This is a genomic window from Streptomyces niphimycinicus (assembly GCF_018883605.1).
In the GTDB taxonomy this organism is placed as follows: Bacteria; Actinomycetota; Actinomycetes; order Streptomycetales; family Streptomycetaceae; genus Streptomyces; species Streptomyces niphimycinicus.
Window position 1 is genome coordinate 1 of the sequence record NZ_JAHLEM010000277.1, and the last position, 16,655, is coordinate 16,655.

Annotated in this window: 18 protein-coding genes and 1 pseudogene; 10 read left to right on the plus strand and 9 right to left on the minus strand. The window is 71.3% G+C overall.

Annotated elements, in window-relative coordinates; genetic code table 11:
* Nucleotides 1–329, plus strand: a 329-nt coding sequence (locus tag KN815_RS24355; RefSeq protein WP_216344068.1) for a bifunctional 3-phenylpropionate/cinnamic acid dioxygenase ferredoxin subunit, incomplete at its 5' end; no start/stop codon positions are given.
* On the plus strand, nucleotides 326–1,537 hold the full coding sequence (locus tag KN815_RS24360) for an NAD(P)/FAD-dependent oxidoreductase (RefSeq protein ID WP_216344069.1): 1,212 nt from the start codon (nucleotides 326–328) through the stop codon (nucleotides 1,535–1,537). The genes KN815_RS24355 and KN815_RS24360, both read left to right, overlap by 4 nt.
* On the opposite strand, the gene KN815_RS24365 is transcribed toward KN815_RS24360, so the two are convergent.
* On the minus strand, nucleotides 1,485–1,925 hold the full coding sequence (locus KN815_RS24365) for a hypothetical protein (RefSeq protein ID WP_372458458.1): 441 nt from the start codon (nucleotides 1,923–1,925) through the stop codon (nucleotides 1,485–1,487). The two genes, KN815_RS24360 and KN815_RS24365, sit on opposite strands and share 53 nt — an antisense overlap.
* A 343-nt stretch (nucleotides 1,926–2,268) precedes the next feature.
* Here KN815_RS24365 and KN815_RS24370 point away from each other — a divergent pair, with 343 nt between their 5' ends.
* The 4 genes from KN815_RS24370 to KN815_RS24385 are packed head-to-tail and all read left to right on the plus strand — an operon-like array spanning nucleotide 2,269 to nucleotide 6,364.
* The gene (locus KN815_RS24370; protein WP_216344071.1) at nucleotides 2,269–4,953 is read left to right on the plus strand and encodes a nitrate- and nitrite sensing domain-containing protein; all 2,685 of its coding nucleotides are present in this window, start codon (nucleotides 2,269–2,271) and stop codon (nucleotides 4,951–4,953) included.
* Nucleotides 4,950–5,378 carry a roadblock/LC7 domain-containing protein gene (locus KN815_RS24375; protein ID WP_216344072.1) on the plus strand — a complete coding sequence of 143 codons (429 nt, stop codon included), beginning with the start codon at nucleotides 4,950–4,952 and terminating at the stop codon, nucleotides 5,376–5,378. The genes KN815_RS24370 and KN815_RS24375 overlap by 4 nt, the downstream gene beginning before the upstream one ends.
* Before the next feature lie 16 nt (nucleotides 5,379–5,394).
* The gene (locus KN815_RS24380) at nucleotides 5,395–5,790 is read left to right on the plus strand and encodes a DUF742 domain-containing protein (protein WP_014058709.1); all 396 of its coding nucleotides are present in this window, start codon (nucleotides 5,395–5,397) and stop codon (nucleotides 5,788–5,790) included.
* Complete coding sequence (locus tag KN815_RS24385; RefSeq protein WP_216344073.1) at nucleotides 5,771–6,364, plus strand: GTP-binding protein; 594 nt, start codon at nucleotides 5,771–5,773, stop codon at nucleotides 6,362–6,364. Before KN815_RS24380 ends, KN815_RS24385 begins: the two co-directional genes overlap by 20 nt.
* Before the next feature lie 73 nt (nucleotides 6,365–6,437).
* Here KN815_RS24385 and glpK read toward each other — a convergent pair whose 3' ends face one another.
* The 4 genes from glpK to KN815_RS24405 form a co-directional block, all read right to left on the minus strand.
* A complete protein-coding gene (glpK, locus tag KN815_RS24390; protein ID WP_216344074.1) occupies nucleotides 6,438–7,970 on the minus strand; it encodes a glycerol kinase GlpK in 1,533 nt (510 codons plus the stop codon).
* A 14-nt stretch (nucleotides 7,971–7,984) separates the two neighbouring features.
* On the minus strand, nucleotides 7,985–8,749 hold the full coding sequence (locus KN815_RS24395; protein ID WP_216344075.1) for an MIP/aquaporin family protein: 765 nt from the start codon (nucleotides 8,747–8,749) through the stop codon (nucleotides 7,985–7,987).
* Between the two features lie 246 nt (nucleotides 8,750–8,995).
* Nucleotides 8,996–10,186 carry a lipid-transfer protein gene (locus tag KN815_RS24400; protein WP_216344076.1) on the minus strand — a complete coding sequence of 397 codons (1,191 nt, stop codon included), beginning with the start codon at nucleotides 10,184–10,186 and terminating at the stop codon, nucleotides 8,996–8,998.
* Nucleotides 10,183–10,632, minus strand: coding sequence for a Zn-ribbon domain-containing OB-fold protein (locus KN815_RS24405; protein ID WP_216344077.1), 450 nt, complete (start codon nucleotides 10,630–10,632; stop codon nucleotides 10,183–10,185). The genes KN815_RS24400 and KN815_RS24405 overlap by 4 nt, the downstream gene beginning before the upstream one ends.
* Before the next feature lie 142 nt (nucleotides 10,633–10,774).
* Here KN815_RS24405 and KN815_RS24410 point away from each other — a divergent pair, with 142 nt between their 5' ends.
* The 4 genes from KN815_RS24410 (at nucleotide 10,775) to KN815_RS24425 (ending at nucleotide 14,891) form a co-directional block, all read left to right on the plus strand.
* A complete protein-coding gene (locus tag KN815_RS24410) occupies nucleotides 10,775–11,884 on the plus strand; it encodes an ABC transporter ATP-binding protein (RefSeq protein WP_216344082.1) in 1,110 nt (369 codons plus the stop codon).
* 106 nt (nucleotides 11,885–11,990) lie between these two features.
* Complete coding sequence (locus tag KN815_RS24415) at nucleotides 11,991–13,157, plus strand: ABC transporter substrate-binding protein (RefSeq protein ID WP_372458459.1); 1,167 nt, start codon at nucleotides 11,991–11,993, stop codon at nucleotides 13,155–13,157.
* Between the two features lies 1 nt (nucleotide 13,158).
* Nucleotides 13,159–14,004 carry an ABC transporter permease gene (locus KN815_RS24420; protein ID WP_216344079.1) on the plus strand — a complete coding sequence of 282 codons (846 nt, stop codon included), beginning with the start codon at nucleotides 13,159–13,161 and terminating at the stop codon, nucleotides 14,002–14,004.
* A gap of 74 nt (nucleotides 14,005–14,078) precedes the next feature.
* The gene (locus KN815_RS24425) at nucleotides 14,079–14,891 is read left to right on the plus strand and encodes an ABC transporter permease (protein WP_216344080.1); all 813 of its coding nucleotides are present in this window, start codon (nucleotides 14,079–14,081) and stop codon (nucleotides 14,889–14,891) included.
* Between the two features lie 3 nt (nucleotides 14,892–14,894).
* Here the strand turns inward: KN815_RS24425 and KN815_RS24430 are convergent, their stop codons facing one another.
* The 4 genes and pseudogenes from KN815_RS24430 to KN815_RS51905 form a co-directional block, all read right to left on the minus strand.
* On the minus strand, nucleotides 14,895–15,695 hold the full coding sequence (locus KN815_RS24430) for a M15 family metallopeptidase (protein ID WP_216344081.1): 801 nt from the start codon (nucleotides 15,693–15,695) through the stop codon (nucleotides 14,895–14,897).
* 138 nt (nucleotides 15,696–15,833) lie between these two features.
* Nucleotides 15,834–16,097 (minus strand): MmyB family transcriptional regulator, encoded by a 264-nt coding sequence (locus KN815_RS51895; RefSeq protein ID WP_308403673.1) that lies wholly within the window; start codon nucleotides 16,095–16,097, stop codon nucleotides 15,834–15,836.
* Nucleotides 16,098–16,137: 40 nt separating this feature from the next.
* Nucleotides 16,138–16,350, minus strand: coding sequence for an MmyB family transcriptional regulator (locus KN815_RS51900; RefSeq protein ID WP_308403674.1), 213 nt, complete (start codon nucleotides 16,348–16,350; stop codon nucleotides 16,138–16,140).
* A gap of 118 nt (nucleotides 16,351–16,468) precedes the next feature.
* Nucleotides 16,469–16,612: pseudogene (locus tag KN815_RS51905) on the minus strand (helix-turn-helix domain-containing protein); the annotation flags it as partial.
* Nucleotides 16,613–16,655 lie beyond the last annotated feature (43 nt).

Here is a 16,655-nt window from a genome sequence, read left to right on the forward strand (position 1 = left end):
AGGGTGAGTCGCTGCGTGTCCAGGCCGGCGACGCCACCGCGGCGATCGCGGTGTTCCACACCGACGGAGCGTTCTACGCCATCGATGACACGTGCAGCCACCAGGACGCCTCCCTCTCCGAAGGGTGGCTGGAAGGCTGCTACGTCGAATGCCCGCTGCATGCCGCGCTGTTCGATCTGCGGTCCGGCGAGCCGACGTGTCTGCCCGCCCGCAAGCCCGTACGGACCCACGCTGTCACGGTCGTGGACGGAATGCTGTATGTCCACCCCGCGGTGCGCACCGTTCCCGGCGAGCCCGTGCACGCGGCACCGGAAGAAGCCGTCGCATGACGACGGCCCAGGCGCTCACCACGGTCACGGTGGTCGGGGCCTCGCTCGCGGGACTGCACGCTGCGCGGGGCCTGCGCTCCCTGGGATACGACGGGCGGCTGGTCGTTGTGGGGGAGGAGCGCCACCGCCCCTACGACCGCCCGCCGCTGTCCAAGGAGTTCCTGACCGGGGACGGCGACCCCGGCGACGGGCCGGGCCGCCTCGCCCTGACCGACCCCGAGGAAGAGGCCGAACTCGACGCCGAATGGCTGCTCGGCATCCGGGCCGAGGCGCTGGACACCGCCGCCGGTCAGATCCGTCTCACCGGCGGCCGCGCCCTGCGCACCGACGGCGTCGTCATCGCCACCGGGGCCACCCCGAGGACGCTGCCCCTGCCACGGCTGGACGGGGTGCACACCCTGCGCACCCTCGACGACGCGACCCGGCTGCGCGCCGCGCTGCGCGCGGGCGCCGCACGGGTGGTGGTGATCGGCGCGGGCTTCATCGGCGCCGAAGTGGCCTCCTCCTGTGCCGCCCTCGGCCTCGATGTCACCGTGGTGGAGGCCGCGCCGCTGCCGCTGGTGCCCCAACTGGGCGAGGAGATGGCCCGGGTGTGCGCCGGGCTGCATGCGCGGGGCGGGGCCACTCTGCTGTGCGGCGCCGGCGTCGAGGGCTTGCGCGGCAGCGGCCGGGTCACCGGCGTGGAACTCACCGACGGGCGGGTGCTGCCCGCCGATGTGGTGGTCGTCGGCGTCGGAGTGCGTCCGGTCACCGGGTGGCTGGAAGGCTCCGGTCTGGCCCTGGACGACGGGGTGCGGTGCGACGCGGGCTGTGTCACCGCGCTGCCCAATGTCGTGGCCGTCGGGGACGTGGCCCGGCTGGCCCGGCCGGGCACCGCGCGCACCGTCCGGGCCGAGCACTGGACCAGCGGAATGCTTCAGGGCGCCGTAGCCGCCCGCAACCTGCTCGCCGGGTCCACCGTCGAACCCTTCGAGGCGCTGCCCTACTTCTGGTCCGACCAGTACGGCGCCCGTATCCAGTACGCCGGGCGGCGCGCACCCGGTGACACCGTCCGGATCGCCGAGGGCGACCCGGCCGACGGCGGCGGCTTCCTCGCCGTCTACGAACGTGACGGGATCACCACCGCCGTCCTCGGCGTCGACCGGCCCAGGCCCTTTATGCGGCTGCGCCGCGAGCTGTCCCGCGCTCCGCAGCCGGCCGGGAGGTGACCGGCTCCGCCTCACCGGCCCGGCGGCGCTGCCGGCGCATCTCCCGGGCCGTGCTGCTGGGCCGGGACACCACTCCGTACCGCTGGCGCCAGACCTGCCGGGTCACCCATACGTCCAGCACGCCCCAGGTCGCCACCACCGTGCTCGCCACCGTGGCCAGCACGGTGGGGAAGGCGGACCACGAGCCCGCCAGGGTGCACAGGAGCGCGACCATCGTCTGAACCAGTGTCACGGCGATGATGATGACCGCCCGCACCGCCGAGGCGCGGACGGGATCGGGCAGCCGCCGCCTGCGCGCCGGCTCCTCGGTCCACAGCGGCCGGGCCCCGTGTGCCGGGATGTCGCGATCCTTGTCCATCGCGTCCATGACGCTCCCACCCCTTTCCAAGGCTGCCCCGGTGCGGCCGAGTCAGATAGCGGGACTTGGGTTGTATGCCCCCCCCAGTGTGCCCCTTTGGATCACGAATGGCACCGACCGGAGGTTCCCCCGGGGAGGGGAAAACCAGCCAACCGCGGCCGAATGGCGGCATGTGGTCCCCAGGAGGAGAGCCCCGAGCGCGGGGGGTAAGTCGGGGAATCGCCCGACAACTCCTGATCACGCAGTGTAAGGAGTTCCCCGCATCAAGTGGACATGCCTTCGATATGTCCAACTGGCAGTAGTAGGCTCGCGCCGCTCGTTGTCGGAACTCGGAACACCGCCCCCGCGATCCGGGGTTGACGTTAGGGAGGCCATGCGCTTTCGCGGTAAGTCCATCCGCAGGAAGATCGTGGCGCTGTTGCTGGTGCCGCTCATATCGCTGACGGCGATATGGGCCTTCGCCACGGTGATCACCGGTCGCGAGGCGATCCAACTGCTGGACGCGGCCGACATCATCGACAAGGCGGGCCAGCCGGCCGAGGACGCGGTGCACGCCGTCCAGAAGGAACGCCGGCAGACGCTCATCCTGCTGGCCGATCCGCGGCAGTCGGACGCCCTGCCCGTGCTCCACTCCCTACAGCGCAGAACCGACCAGGCTATCGGCAAGCTGCGGGCCGCCGAGTCGGACGGCACGGTGCACGGCAAGTTGAACGACGACTCCGAGGAACAGCTCGACAACATCCTCAAGGCCGCCGACGGGCTGGACAGCCTGCGCCGCAAGGTCGAGGACGACGGCATTTCCTCGACCCAGGCATATGAGTATTACAACAAGCTCGTCGACCTCTGCTACACCTTCCGCAGCTCCCTCCACGCGGTGCCCGACACCGACCTCGACAAACAGGGCCGCGCGCTGGTCGCCATGATCCGCGCCCGGGAGGCGCTCTCCCGCGAGGACGCGCTGTATGTCTCGGCGCTGACGGCGCGCAAGATGACGATGGCGGACCTCCAGGCGATGTCCGACCTCATCGCCGAGCGCACCCTGCTCTACGAGATCAACCTGCCGATCCTCCCCGACTCCGAGCAGAAGGTCTTCGCCGACTACCGGCGCACCAAAGCCGCCCCCGCCGCCCTGCGCGTGGCCGAGGGCAAGGTCCTCTCCTCGATGGACCCCGCCACGGCCATCAGGGCCCTGGACCAGGAGCACTGGGAGGCCGCGGCCCACCCCGTCCTCAACGACTACGACCGGCTGGGCGACGAGGCCACCGACCGGCTCAAGAAGCGCATCGACCCGGTGGCCAGCAGCGTGTTGCTCAAGGCGGGGATCGCCGGCGTCCTCGGCCTGATCGCGCTCATCGTCTCCATCTTCGTCTCGTTCCGGATCGGCCGCAGCCTGGTCCGCGATCTGTCCCGGCTGCGCAGGGACGCCCAGGAGGTCTCCAGCGTCCGGCTGCCGAGCGTGATGCGCCGTCTCGGCGCGGGCGAGCAGATCGACGTGGAGACCGAGGCGCCCCGGCTGGACTACGGCCCCGATGAGATGGGCCAGGTGGGCCTGGCCCTCAACACCCTCCAGCGGGCCGCCGTCGAGGCCGCCGTCAACCAGGCCGAACTGCGCCAGGGCGTCTCCGAGGTCTTCGTCAACCTGGCCCGCCGCAGCCAGGTGCTGCTGCACCGTCAGCTCACCCTCCTGGACGCCATGGAGCGGCGCACCGAGGACACCGACGAGCTCGCCGACCTGTTCCGGCTGGACCATATGACCACCCGTATGCGGCGGCACGCCGAGGGCCTGGTCATCCTCTCCGGCGCCGCCCCCTCCCGGCAGTGGCGCAAGCCGATCCAACTGATGGACGTCGTGCGTGCGGCCGTCGCCGAGGTGGAGGACTACGAGCGGATCGAGATCCGCCGGCTGCCCCGGATCGCGGCCGTCGGCCCGGCCGTCGGCGACCTCACCCACCTGATCGCCGAACTCCTGGAGAACGCGACCGTCTTCTCGCCGCCGCACACCGCCGTCCAGGTGCACGGCGAGCGGGTCGCCAAGGGCTTCACCCTGGAGATCCACGACCGCGGCCTCGGCATGACGCCCGACGCGCTGCTCGAGGCCAACCTCCGGCTCGCCGAGACCCCCGAGTTCCAGTTGTCCGACACCGACCGGCTCGGACTGTTCGTGGTCAGCCGGCTCGCCCAGCGGCAGGGGGCGCGGGTCTCGCTTCAGCCCTCCCCGTACGGCGGCACCACGGCCATCGTGCTCATCCCCGCCAATCTGCTCACCGACGAGGGCGGCCGGGGCGAGACCGCCGGGCGCGACACCGGCGGGCGCTTCGCCGACACCGCGCGGCGAGGCGTGGGCGACGTACGGCTCGGGCCCGTGGACGAGGCCGAGCCGGCCTCGCAGCTCGCCTCCCTGACCTCGTCCCTCGCACATGAGGCTTCCGAGGGCGCCGACGAGGACGAGGAAGTGGGCGGGATCTTCCGGGCCCGCGGCCTGAAGGCGCGTCAGTCCGGACGCACCGGGCCGGCCCCGTCCACCGTGGAGCAGCATCAGCAGACTCCGGACGGCCCGGACCCGGCATCCAACGGCGGCCCCGCGCCGCTGCCCCGCCGGGTCCCGCCGGTACTGGTCGCCGACCACGGCCGGCCGGTCGAGGGCACGTCCGGCGGACGGCAGACCCGTTCGCAGGGCCCGGGACAGCCGTCCTGGGCCGACCGCTCCGAACGCCAGGGCCAGGACCAGGCCCAGGGCCGAAGCCAGGGCCCGCGGCGCACGGGGCCGGAGCGCAAAGGCCCGGAGCAGAGCCCGGTACCCACCCAGCGGGCGGCCTCCGGCCTCCCCAAGCGGGTACGGCAGGCCAGCCTGGCCCCGCAGTTGAAGAACGACCCCGCACCCCCGGACGAGGCGGACCGAACCGCTGCCGAGATCGATCCCGAGCGCGAAGCCGAGCAGGCGAGGGCCACCATGGCCTCGCTCCAACGGGGTTGGCAGCGCGGTCGGCGGCAGTCGGCCACCGGACCCGGCGGTGCGGACGCAAGCCCGGGAACCACACATGAGGGGGACGGTCGATGACCGCATCGAACGCCGCAGCATCCAACGGCTCGCCGAACGGATCGGGCGAACTCAGCTGGCTGCTCGATGAACTGGTCGGCAGAGTGGGCAGCATCCGCAAGGCGCTGGTGCTCTCCGGGGACGGGCTCGCCACCGGCGGCTCACGCGATCTGTCCCGGGAGGACGGTGAGCATCTGGCCGCCGTGGCCTCCGGCTTCCACAGCCTCGCCAAGGGGGTCGGCCGCCACTTCGACGTCGGCCGGGTCCGTCAGACCGTCGTCGAACTCGACGACGCCTTCCTGTTCGTCACCGCGGCGGGCGACGGCAGTTGTCTCGCCGTCCTCGCCGACGCCGACTCCGATGTGGGCCAGATAGCATACGAGATGACGCTGCTGGTCAAGCGGGTGGGCGTGCATCTGGGCTCGGCTCCGCGCTCCAGCGGGTGACGGAGGCCGGGGGAAGATGAGCGGAGACCCGGAAGGCGTTGCCCGGTGGTTCGACGACGCGGCGGGACCGGTGGTCAGACCGTATGCGATGACGCGGGGACGCACCCGCAGCGCCGCGGAGGAGAAGCTGGATCTGATCGCGGTCGTCGTCGCCGACAGCGCGAACCACCGGACCGTCGCCGACCAGATGTTGTCCCCGGAGCACATCGACATCGTCGAGCTGAGCCGGGACAGTCCGCAGTCCGTCGCCGAACTGGCGGCGGAGCTCGACCTTCCGATCGGCGTGATCCGTGTGCTCATCGGCGATCTGCTCCACGCCGCACTCGTCCGAGTGTCGCGGCCCGTACCTCCGGCGGAACTGCCGGACGAGAGGATTCTGCGCGAGGTGATCAATGGGCTACGGGCACTCTGACCTGGTCCGCCCAGATATCGTCGAACCGGTCACGCTGAAGATACTGGTGGCGGGCGGCTTCGGGGTGGGCAAGACGACCCTGGTGGGGGCGGTCAGCGAGATCAGGCCGCTGCGCACCGAGGAGCTGCTCACCGAGGCGGGCCGGCCGGTCGACGACATCGCGGGGGTGGAGTCCAAGACGACCACCACCGTCGCCATGGACTTCGGGCGCATCACGCTCCGCGAGGACCTGGTGCTGTATCTGTTCGGCACCCCGGGACAGGACCGCTTCTGGTTCCTGTGGGACGAGCTGGCCACCGGCGCGCTGGGCGCGGTGGTGCTGGCCGACACCCGCCGTCTGGAGGACTGCTTCGCCGCCATCGACCACTTCGAGCGGCGGGACATCGCCTTCACCGTGGCGGTCAACTGCTTCCAGGGCGCCGACCGCTATCCGGAGGACTCGGTGCGCGACGCGCTGGACCTCGACCCGGGCACCCCGGTCGTCCTGTGCGACGCCCGGGAGCGCGAGTCGGTCAAGCATGTGCTGATCTCGGTGGTGGAGCACGCGATGCTGGCCACCGCGCCCCGGGCCTGACCGCGCGGCACGGCCCGTACCCCGCCGTCCGGGGTACGGGCCGCCGTTCGCGGGCGAGGGCACCGTAGGCGGCTCAGGAGCCCTCGGCCCGCTGCTCTTCCCGGTGCCAGCCGAGGCTGCGCTCCACCGCCATCCGCCAGTTGCCGTATTCGCGCGTCCTGGCCTCCTCGGACATCCCCGGGGTCCACTCGGTGTCCCGCTTCCAGTGGGCCCGCAGCTCGTCGAGGTCCTGCCAGGCGCCGGTGGCCAGCCCCGCCGCGTACGCCGCGCCCAGGCAGGTGGTCTCGGCGACCACCGGGCGGATCACCGGGACGCCCAGCACATCGGCCTGATGCTGCATCAGCAGGCCGTTCGCGGTCATTCCGCCGTCGACCTTGAGCGAGCTGATCCGCACCCCGGAGTCCTGGTACATCGCGTCGACCACCTCGCGCGTCTGCCAGCTCGTCGCCTCCAGGACGGCACGGGCCAGATGCGCCTTGGTGACATAGCGGGTGAGGCCGGTGATCACGCCACGGGCGTCCGAGCGCCAGTACGGGGCGAACAGACCCGAGAAGGCCGGGACGATATACGCCCCGCCGTTGTCGTCCACACTGGCGGCGAGCGGCTCGATCTCGTCGGCGGAGCGGATGATGCCGAGCTGATCGCGGAACCACTGCACCAGCGCCCCGGTGATCGCGATCGATCCCTCCAGGCAGTAGACCGGCCGCTCACCGCCGAGTTGGTAGCCCATGGTGGTCAGCAGCCCGCTCTTGGACGGCACCGGGCGGTCACCGGTGTTCAGCAGCAGGAAGCTGCCGGTGCCATAGGTGTTCTTGGCCTCGCCGACGCCGTAGCAGGTCTGGCCGAAGACGGCGGCCTGCTGATCGCCGAGCGCGGAGGCCACCGGCACCCCGGCCAGTTGCCCGACCGCCGTGCCGTACACCTCGGCGGAGGAGCGGATCTCCGGGAGCATCGCCTCGGGCAGGCCCATGGCGGCCAGGATCGAGCTGTCCCACTGGAGGGTCCGCAGATCCATCAGCAGTGTGCGTCCGGCGTTGGTCACATCGGTGACATGCACTCCGCCGTCGGTGCCGCCGGTGAGGTTCCAGATGAGCCAGGAGTCGATGGTGCCGAAGGCGATCTCGCCCTGCTCGGCACGGTGGCGCAGCCCGGGGACCTGCTCCAGCAGCCAGGCGGCCTTGGGCCCGGAGAAGTAGCTGGCGAGCGGCAGTCCGGTGGTGTCCCGGAAGCGGTCCTGTCCCACCTCGCCGCCGAGCTGGTCGCACAGACCGGAGGTGCGGGTGTCCTGCCAGACGATCGCGTTGTGCACCGGTTTGCCGGTGCGGCGGTCCCACAGGACCGTCGTCTCGCGCTGGTTGGTGATGCCCAGCGCGGTGAGCTGGTCGGCCCGCAGCCCCGCCCTGGCCAGCGCGCCGGCCACCACGGCCTGCACCTTGGCCCAGATCTCGGTGGCGTCGTGCTCGACCCAGCCGGGCTTGGGGAAGATCTGGCGGTGCTCGCGCTGGTCGACGGCGACGATCGCGCCGTTGTGGTCGAAGATGATGCAGCGGCTGGAGGTGGTGCCCTGGTCGATCGCGGCGACGTAGGTGTCCGTCGGCTGCGGCATGGCGTCTCCTTCGGTCAGAAGGCTGCGTTGAAGACGAGACCCGCCAGCACGGCCCCGATCAGCGGGCCCACCACCGGGACCCAGGCATAACCCCAGTCCGAGGTGGACTTGTTGGGGATGGGCAGCAGGGCGTGGGCGAGGCGGGGCCCGAGGTCGCGGGCCGGGTTGATGGCATAGCCGGTGGGCCCGCCCAGGGAGAGGCCGATGCCGACCACCAGGAACGCGACGAGCAGTACGGAGATGCCCGAGCCGAGGACCACGGTGCCGCCGCCGTCGGCGACCGGGCCGATCCCGATGCCGTCGACCTTGCCGAACGCGAGCAGCGGCAGCACCAGCGCGGCCGTCGCGATGATCTCGGTGACGAGATTGGCCACCGGATTCCTGATCTCCGGAGCGGTGGCGAAGACCCCGAGCGTGGGCAGGGCGTTCTTCTCGTCCGCGTTGGCGGCGAACTGCGCGTAGTACAGCGCCCAGGCCAGCACCGCGCCGATCACGGCGCCGATGAGCTGCCCGAGGATGTAGAGCGGCACCTTGTCCCAGTCGCCGGTGTCCACGGCGACGCCCACGGTCACCGCCGGATTGAGATGGGCTCCGGACAACGGGGCCGCGGTGTAGGCACCGGCCATGACGCCGAAGCCCCAGCCGAAGGCGATGACGATCCACCCCGAGTCCTTGGCCTTGGAGTGGTTCAGCGTGACGGCGGCGCATACGCCCGCCCCGAAGAGAATCAGTATCGCGGTGCCGATGACCTCACCGGTGAAGATGTCCCCATTGCTCATGTCGGCTCCTAGGACCTCGCCCGGGGCGGGCGGCCCCGGTCCTCCGTGCTGGGTCGTTTCGAGCGTGCGGGTGCATCGGAATCGCCCATGGGGGGTGAACGTCGAAAGAGCCTGCGCGCGGCGACGCCGACTGACACCGCAAGAGTGTTCACCGGTGGTCAGGGGGCGTCAAGGTGATGGACGGCAACGGTGTTCGTGGCAACCGTAAGGACGTTGGCCCGGTACCGGCGCGCCCTCGGGCACCCCTCAGCGCACCGCGACGACCGACGAGCCGTGCCCGAACAGCCCCTGGTTCACGGTGATTCCCGCGCTCGCCCCCGCCACCTGCCGCTCGCCCGCCCGGCCCCGCAACTGCTCGGTCAGTTCACACACTTGGGCGATGGCCTGCGCCGGAACCGCCTCCCCGAAGGAGGCCAGCCCCCCGCTCGGATTGACCGGAATCCGCCCGCCCAGTGCCGTCGCCCCCTCGCGCAGCAGCTTCGCGCCCTCCCCGGGCCCGCACAGCCCGAGGTCCTCGTACCACTCCAGCTCCAGGGCGGTGGACAGGTCGTACACCTCGGCCAGCGACAGATCCTCCGGCCCAAGACCCGCCTCCTCGTACGCCGCCCGGGCGATGGAGGGCCGGAACGGATCGGAGGCGGGGGTGCCCGGCGGGGCCGAGTCGGTGGCGATGTCCGGCAGATCCAGCGTGGTGCGCGGAGAGGTGGGGGAGACGGACGAGACGGCGCGGATCCGCACCGGGCGGCTCATCCCGAGCCGCCGCGCCGTCTCCATGCTGCCGAGCACCAGCGCCGCCGCCCCGTCGGAGGTCGCGCAGATGTCCAGCAGCCGCAGCGGATCGGCGACCACCGGGGACGCGGCGACCTCCTCGGCGGTGACGGGGGAGCGGTAGCGGGCGTACGGATTGGCGGCGCCGGCGGCCGCGTTCTTCACCTTCACCCGCGCGAAGTCCTCCGCCGTATCGCCGTACAACGCCATCCGGCGGCGGGCCCAGAGCGCGAAATAGGCGGGGTTGGTGGCGCCCAGCACCCGGAAGCGCAGCCAGTCCGGATCATCCGGCCGCTCACCGCCCGCCGGGGCGAAGAACCCCTTGGGCGCCGCGTCCGAGCCCACCACCAGAACCGTGTCCGCCATCCCGGACAGAATCTGGGCGCGGGCGGTGTCGATGGCCCGCGCACCGGACGCACAGGCCGCGTAGACGCTGGTGACCCGGGCGCCCTGCCAGCCCAGCGCCCGGGCGAAGGTCGCGCCCGCGACCTGCCCGGGATAGCCGCAGCGCACGGTGTTGGCACCCACCACGGACTGGATCGCGGACCATTCGAGCCCGGCGTCCGCGAGCGCGGCCCGCGCCGCCTTCGTGCCGTACTCCACGAAGCTGCGGCCCCACTTCCCCCACGGATGCATCCCGGCGCCGAGCACCGCCACCTCACCGGTCATGACGCCTCCTTGGCGACGGGCCGCCAGTGCCAGGTGGTGAGGGTGCGCCCGCCCTCCTCGCCCAGCACCCCGGGCACCACCTCGACCTCCATCCCGACGGCCAGATCGGCCACGGTCAGCCCGGGGGCGCCCTGCCCCAGCACCACCATCCGCTCGGCGGCCAGCTCCACGGCGAGCAGTGTGTACGGCCGCCACTCGCCCTCGGGTCCTGACGGGTAGGGGGCGGGCGGCCGGTAGCGGCCGTCGGTGTAGGACCACACCCGGCCGCGCCGGGACAGCGGCACCTCCGCCAGCTCGGTGCCCGCGCAGCCCGGGGCCCGGCAGAAGACGTCCTCCCGCGGGAAATACACCGCCCCGCAGCCCCGGCAGCACGTCCCCAGCAGCCGGAACTCCCCGCCCTCGGAGCTGAACCACCCGTCGACCACGGGCACACGCGTGGGGGACACGGCCCCTCCCGATATCTGGTAACTGACGATGTGTCAGAAGTGTGGCACGGGGACCGCAGTGCGCGTAACCCCGGTACAGTGGCCGCGATCACGGTCCTGATCAGCCGAAGGGCGAGGGGAGCGGTCGGTGGCGGAGACGCAGATGCAGACGCAGGCCCGGGCCACGACGCGGACCGGCCCGGCCGTCCGGCTCGAGGCCGTCACCAAGGACTTCGGCACGGTGCGCGCGGTGGACGCCGTCGACCTCACCGTCCACGAGGGCGAGTTCTTCACCCTGCTCGGCCCCTCCGGCTCCGGGAAGACCACTTTGCTGCGGCTGGTCGCGGGGTTCGAGCAGCCCACCGGCGGCCGTATCGAACTCGCCGGCGACGACGTCACCGGGACCCCGCCCAACCGCCGCGATGTGCACACCGTCTTCCAGGACTACGCGCTCTTCCCGCAGATGAGCGTCGAGCAGAACGTGGCCTACGCCCTGACCGTGCGCGGCGTCCGCAAGGCCGAGCGGCTCGCCCGCGCCCACGAGGCGCTGACCACCGTACGGCTGGACGGTTTCGCCGCCCGCCGCCCCGCCGAGCTCTCCGGCGGCCAGCGCCAGCGCGTCGCCCTCGCCCGCGCCCTGGTCGACCGGCCCGCCGTGCTGCTGCTCGACGAACCGCTCGGCGCGCTCGACCTGGCGCTCCGGCAGGAGATGCAGACCGAGCTGAAGGAACTTCAGCGCACCACCGGCATCACCTTCCTCCTGGTCACCCATGACCAGGACGAGGCGCTGACCATGAGCGACCGCATCGCCGTGGTCCGCGACGGCCGCATCGAACAGACCGGTCCGCCGGTCGAGGTGTACGAACGCCCCGCCACCGCCTTTGTCGCGGGCTTCGTCGGCACCACCAACCTGCTGCGCGGCGAGGCCGCGGTCCGCGTCGTGGGCCGCCCCGGCACCTACTCCATCCGGCCCGAGCGGATCCTGCTCACCGACCCCGCCGAAGCGTCCGCCCGGGAGCCCGCCGAAGGGTCCGCCCGGCAGTCCGCCGAATCGTCCGCTGAAACGTCCGCGGACGGCCGGCGGACCGTCACGGGGCGCATCACCGATATCGTGCACGCCGGGGCGCACACCCGCTTCACCGTCATGCTTCCGTACGGCGACCGGCTCATCGTGCACCGCCAGAACCTCACCGGACTCCCCGAATCCGCCCGCCCGGACGGCGAGATCGGGCTCTCCTGGGACGAACGGGACGCCTTCCCCGTACCGAGTTGACCTTGTCATTGCCGACGGCACCCTGGCGGGGCCATACCGACCGGCTGATACTGGCCGAGCCTCAAGTGCCAAGCGGGACGAGGAGGACCGGATGCGGAAACGGAAAATGTCTGTGTGGAGGTCCGCGGCCGCCATCTGCGCGCTGCTGCTGACCGCCGCCGGATGCGGCTCCGGAAACGACGACGACAAGGGCGGCCACGCACCCGACAAGCTCGGTAAGGGCGAGGGCAAGGTCAACATCATCGCCTGGGCCGGCTACGCCGAGGACGGCTCCAACGACCCCAAGGTCGACTGGGTCCACCCGTTCGAGAAGAAGACCGGCTGCCAGGTGAACACCAAGACGGCCGGGACCTCCGACGAGATGGTCTCGCTGATGAAGACCGGGCAGTACGACACGGTCTCCGCCTCCGGCGACGCCACCCTGCGCCTCATCGCCTCCGGCGACGCGGCCCCCGTCAACACCAAGCTGGTGCCGAACTACAAGGACATCTTCCCGGCCCTCAAACAGCAGCCGTTCAACTCCAAGGACGGCCGGATGTACGGCATTCCGCACGGCCGGGGCGCCAACCTCCTGATGTACCGCACCGACAAGGTCACCTCCGCGCCCGACTCCTGGCGCGCCGTCTTCGACGACGCCGCGCGGTACGACGGCCATGTCACCGCCTATGACTCGCCCATCTACATCGCCGACGCCGCGCTCTATCTGATGAGCGCCAAGCCCTCGCTCGGCATCAAGAACCCCTACGCGCTCGACCAGAAGCAACTCGACGCCGCCGTAGCCCTGCTGAAGAAACAGCACCAGGCGGTGGGGGAGTACTGGAGCGACTACCAGAAGGAGATCACCGCCTTCAAGGGCGGCGACAGCGTCATCGGCACCACCTGGCAGGTCATCGCCAACCTCACCAAGGCCGAGAAGGCCCCGGTCAAGGCGGTGCTCCCCAAGGAGGGCGCCACCGGCTGGTCCGACACCTGGATGGTCTCCGCCAAGGCCGAGCACCCCAACTGCGCCTACAAGTGGCTCGACTGGATCGTCTCGCCCAAGGTCAACGCCCAGGTCGCCGAGTACTTCGGCGAGGCTCCGTCCAACCGTAAGGCGTGCGCCGAGACCGCCGCCCCCGACCACTGCGCGATCTTCCACGCGGCCGACGAGAAGTACTTCCAGCGCGTCCACTTCTGGACCACGCCCATCAAACAGTGCCTTGACGGCCGTAAGGACACCGACTGCACCGACTACGCCCAGTGGACCAGGGCCTGGACGGAGGTCAAGGGCTGAGATGCCCGCCGCGCCCACCCCAGGCTCGCGGCTGCGGCTGACCGCGCTCCTCGCCCCGCCCCTGCTCTGGCTGACCCTGGCCTATCTGGGCTCGCTCGCCATCCTGCTGCTGTCGGCCTTCTGGACCACCGACTCCTTCACCTCCGATGTCGTCCACACCTGGAACACCGACAACTTCCATGAGCTGCTGACCACCCCCGTCTACCGCACCATCGCCCTGCGCACCCTGTCCATCGCGGTCGCCGTCACCGTCGTCGACGCGCTTCTCGCCCTGCCCATGGCCTTCTTCATGGCGCGGGTCGCGGGCCGGCGCTGGCGGCGGCCGCTGCTGGTCGCCGTCCTCACCCCGCTGTGGGCCGGCTATCTGGTCAAGGCGTACGCCTGGCGGGTCATGCTCGGCGAGAACGGCGTGGTGGGGGCCGCCCTCGCCCCGTTCGGGCTGCACGGGCCCGGCTACGGCACCACCGCCGTCGTCATCGTCCTCGCCTACCTCTGGCTGCCCTACATGATCCTGCCGGTGTACGCGGCCCTCGAACGGCTCCCCGAGCGGATGCTGGAAGCCTCCGCCGACCTCGGCGCCGGTGCCTGGCGCACCCTGCGCTCCGTCGTCCTGCCCGTCGTACGCCCCGCCGTGCTCGCCGGATCCGTCTTCACCTTCTCGCTCAGCCTGGGCGACTACCTCACCGTGCAGATCGTCGGCGGCAAGACCCAGTTGCTGGGCAATGTCATCGCCTCGCAGGTCACCCTGGATCTGCCGATGGCCGCCGCGCTCTCCGCCGTGCCGGTGGTCCTCATCGTCTGCTATCTGGCCGCCGTACGCCGTGCGGGCGCCCTCGACTCGCTCTAACCGCTCGACCCGCTCCAGCCGCTCTAACCGCTCGACCCGTTCCAGCCGCTTCAGTCGCTCCAGGAGGTGGACCCATGCGCATCTCGCGCACCGCCCGCGTGGCCCTCGGCTGTGTCACCGCGGCCGGCCTCGCGATCGTCTACGTCCCGCTGCTGCTGGTGCTGCTCAACTCCGTCAACACCGACCGCTCCTTCGGCTGGCCGCCCAGTGGCCTCACCGGCCGCTGGTGGCGGGCCGCCCTGCACAGTGAGGGTGCCCGCCAGGCCCTGCTCACCTCGCTCAAGGCCGGACTCGCCGCCACCGCGATCGCCCTGGTGCTCGGTACCCTGGCCGCCTACGCCGTCCACCGCCACCGCTTCTTCGGCCGGCGGACCGTGTCCTTCCTGCTCGTCCTGCCGATCGCGCTGCCCGGCATCGTCAGCGGCATCGCCCTCAACGCCGCCTTCCGTACCGTCCTCGACCCGATCGGCGTCGGCTTCGGCCTGTTCACGGTGGTCGTCGGGCATGCCACCTTCTGCGTCGTCATCGTCTTCAACAACATCGGCGCCCGGCTGCGCCGTATCGCGCCCTCGCTGGCCGAGGCGTCCGCGGACCTCGGGGCGCGCCCCTGGCAGACCTTCCGGTACGTCACCTTCCCCGCCATGCGCTCGGCGCTCTTCGCGGGCGGACTGCTGGCCTTCGCGCTCTCCTTCGACGAGATCGTCGTCACGACCTTCACCGCCGGGCCCGGCACCCGCACCCTGCCCATCTGGATCTACGAGAACCTGGCCCGCCCCCACCAGGCCCCCGTCGTCAACGTCGTCGCCGCGCTCCTCATCCTGGCCTCCGTGATACCCGTCTACATCGCCCAGCGGCTGTCCTCGGACACCGCGGGGGGACGGCTGTGAGGCTCAGCCGGTCAGCGAGCGGCGCGAGACCGGAAAGTCGAAGTAGGTGTCCGGGAACAGCTCCGGCTTGTAGGTGTAGTGCCACCACTCCTCGGCCAGATTGACGAATCCGAGCTTCTCCAACGTCCCCTTGAGCAGCAGCCGGTTGGCCCGCTGCGCGCCCTTGATCCGCGGATCGAGCGTATGCGAGAGCGTGTCGAAGCAGTCGTACCCGGTCCCCATGTCGACCGAGTTGTCCGGGAAGCGGTCCTTCTTGGCCGCGTAGCACGGCACCAGCTTCTCGCCCGGCACATAGGGCCGGGTGGGCAGCGCGGGCAGCCGCACAATCGTCAGGTCCATGGTGCTGCCCCGGCTGTGCCCCGACTTCTCCGCGATATAGCCGTCCTCGAACAGCCGGGTCTTGTCGACCTCCGGATAGAACTCGCCCTTCATCCGCTGATCGCCCAGGTCCTTGGCCCACTCCACGAAGTCGTTCACCGCACGCTGCGGCCGATAGCAGTCGTACACCTTCAACGTATAGCCCCGCCGCAGGAGTTGCCGCTGCGCCCGGTGCAGCGCCTCGGCGGCCGGGCGGGTCAGAACGCACATCGGCCGACGGTAGCCATCCACCGGATCGCCGGTGAAGTTATGCGGCGTGAAGTAGCGGATCTCCTGAAGGATCGTCGGATCGACGTCACTGAGGGCCACAAACTCCTTCGGAGCCTTCGGCTCCGGCTTCGCCTGCGCCGGAGCGGACGGAGCGACGGCCAGCAGAGCGGCAACGGGCAGAGCGAGCGCACGCAGCGCGACGGCGAGTCTTGGCATGCCCATCACTTATCCCACCCGCCAGAACCGGAAACAAGCGACCGTCCGCAACTCCGCACTACGGACATCCCTTGCCCCGGCGCTGTTCGCGCCGTTTCCCGCTGGACGCCTCCTGCCACCGCCGGTGAGCTGGGGTCACTAGCTGCGGGCTCCGAGCCGGGTGAGTGCGGCGGCGCTCGGACTGCCCGGTTCCGCGGTGTACATCACCAGCCGCAGGTCGGTGCCGGGCAGCAGGGTCTGGCAGTCCAACTCCAGCTTGCCCAGCTCGGGGTGGTGCACGTACTTGCGCAGCGTCGCTATGGGGCGCACATTGTGGTCGCGCCGGCCGGCGGCGAAGTCCGGGCTGTGCGCGGCGAACTCGTTGATCAGCTCACCGAGCGCACGGTCCGCTGGATAACGCACACTGGTCGCGCGGAGCTGAGCTGCGACCTGCCGGGCGAACTCACCCTCCGCGCCTGCCGGCGCCGACCAGAGGACGTCGCACACCCGGATGGACGGTTCGCACGATGTTGCGCTCCTCGACGGGCAGCAGCCCGAAATCCATGATCAACGCCACTGCCGCGTCGTTCCAGGCCACGATGGGCTGCTGCTCGTCGAGCAGGTAGGCGGGGATCGGCCCGATCCGGTCCAGCAGCCGGTGCGCTTCGCCGGGCACCGGGCACCGGGCCCCGGTCGGCGTCCGTGCCGGGCGGGACCTGCCCGGCCAGCCGCGCCAGATGCTCGCGCTCCGCGACGGTCAGCCGCAGCGCCGTACCCAGCGCGGCCAGCACCTGCGGGGACGGACGTGGTGCGCGGCCCTGCTCCAGCCGTTCGTAGTACTTGACGGACACCCTGGCCAGCTCGGCCACCTCTTCGCGGCGCAGTCCGGGAGTGCGCCGGGCGCGCCGGCCCGGCGGGTGGGTGACGGCGGCCGGCACCCCGAACGCACCCGGCGCGCTGGAGCTGGCCGCGCGGGTGCGG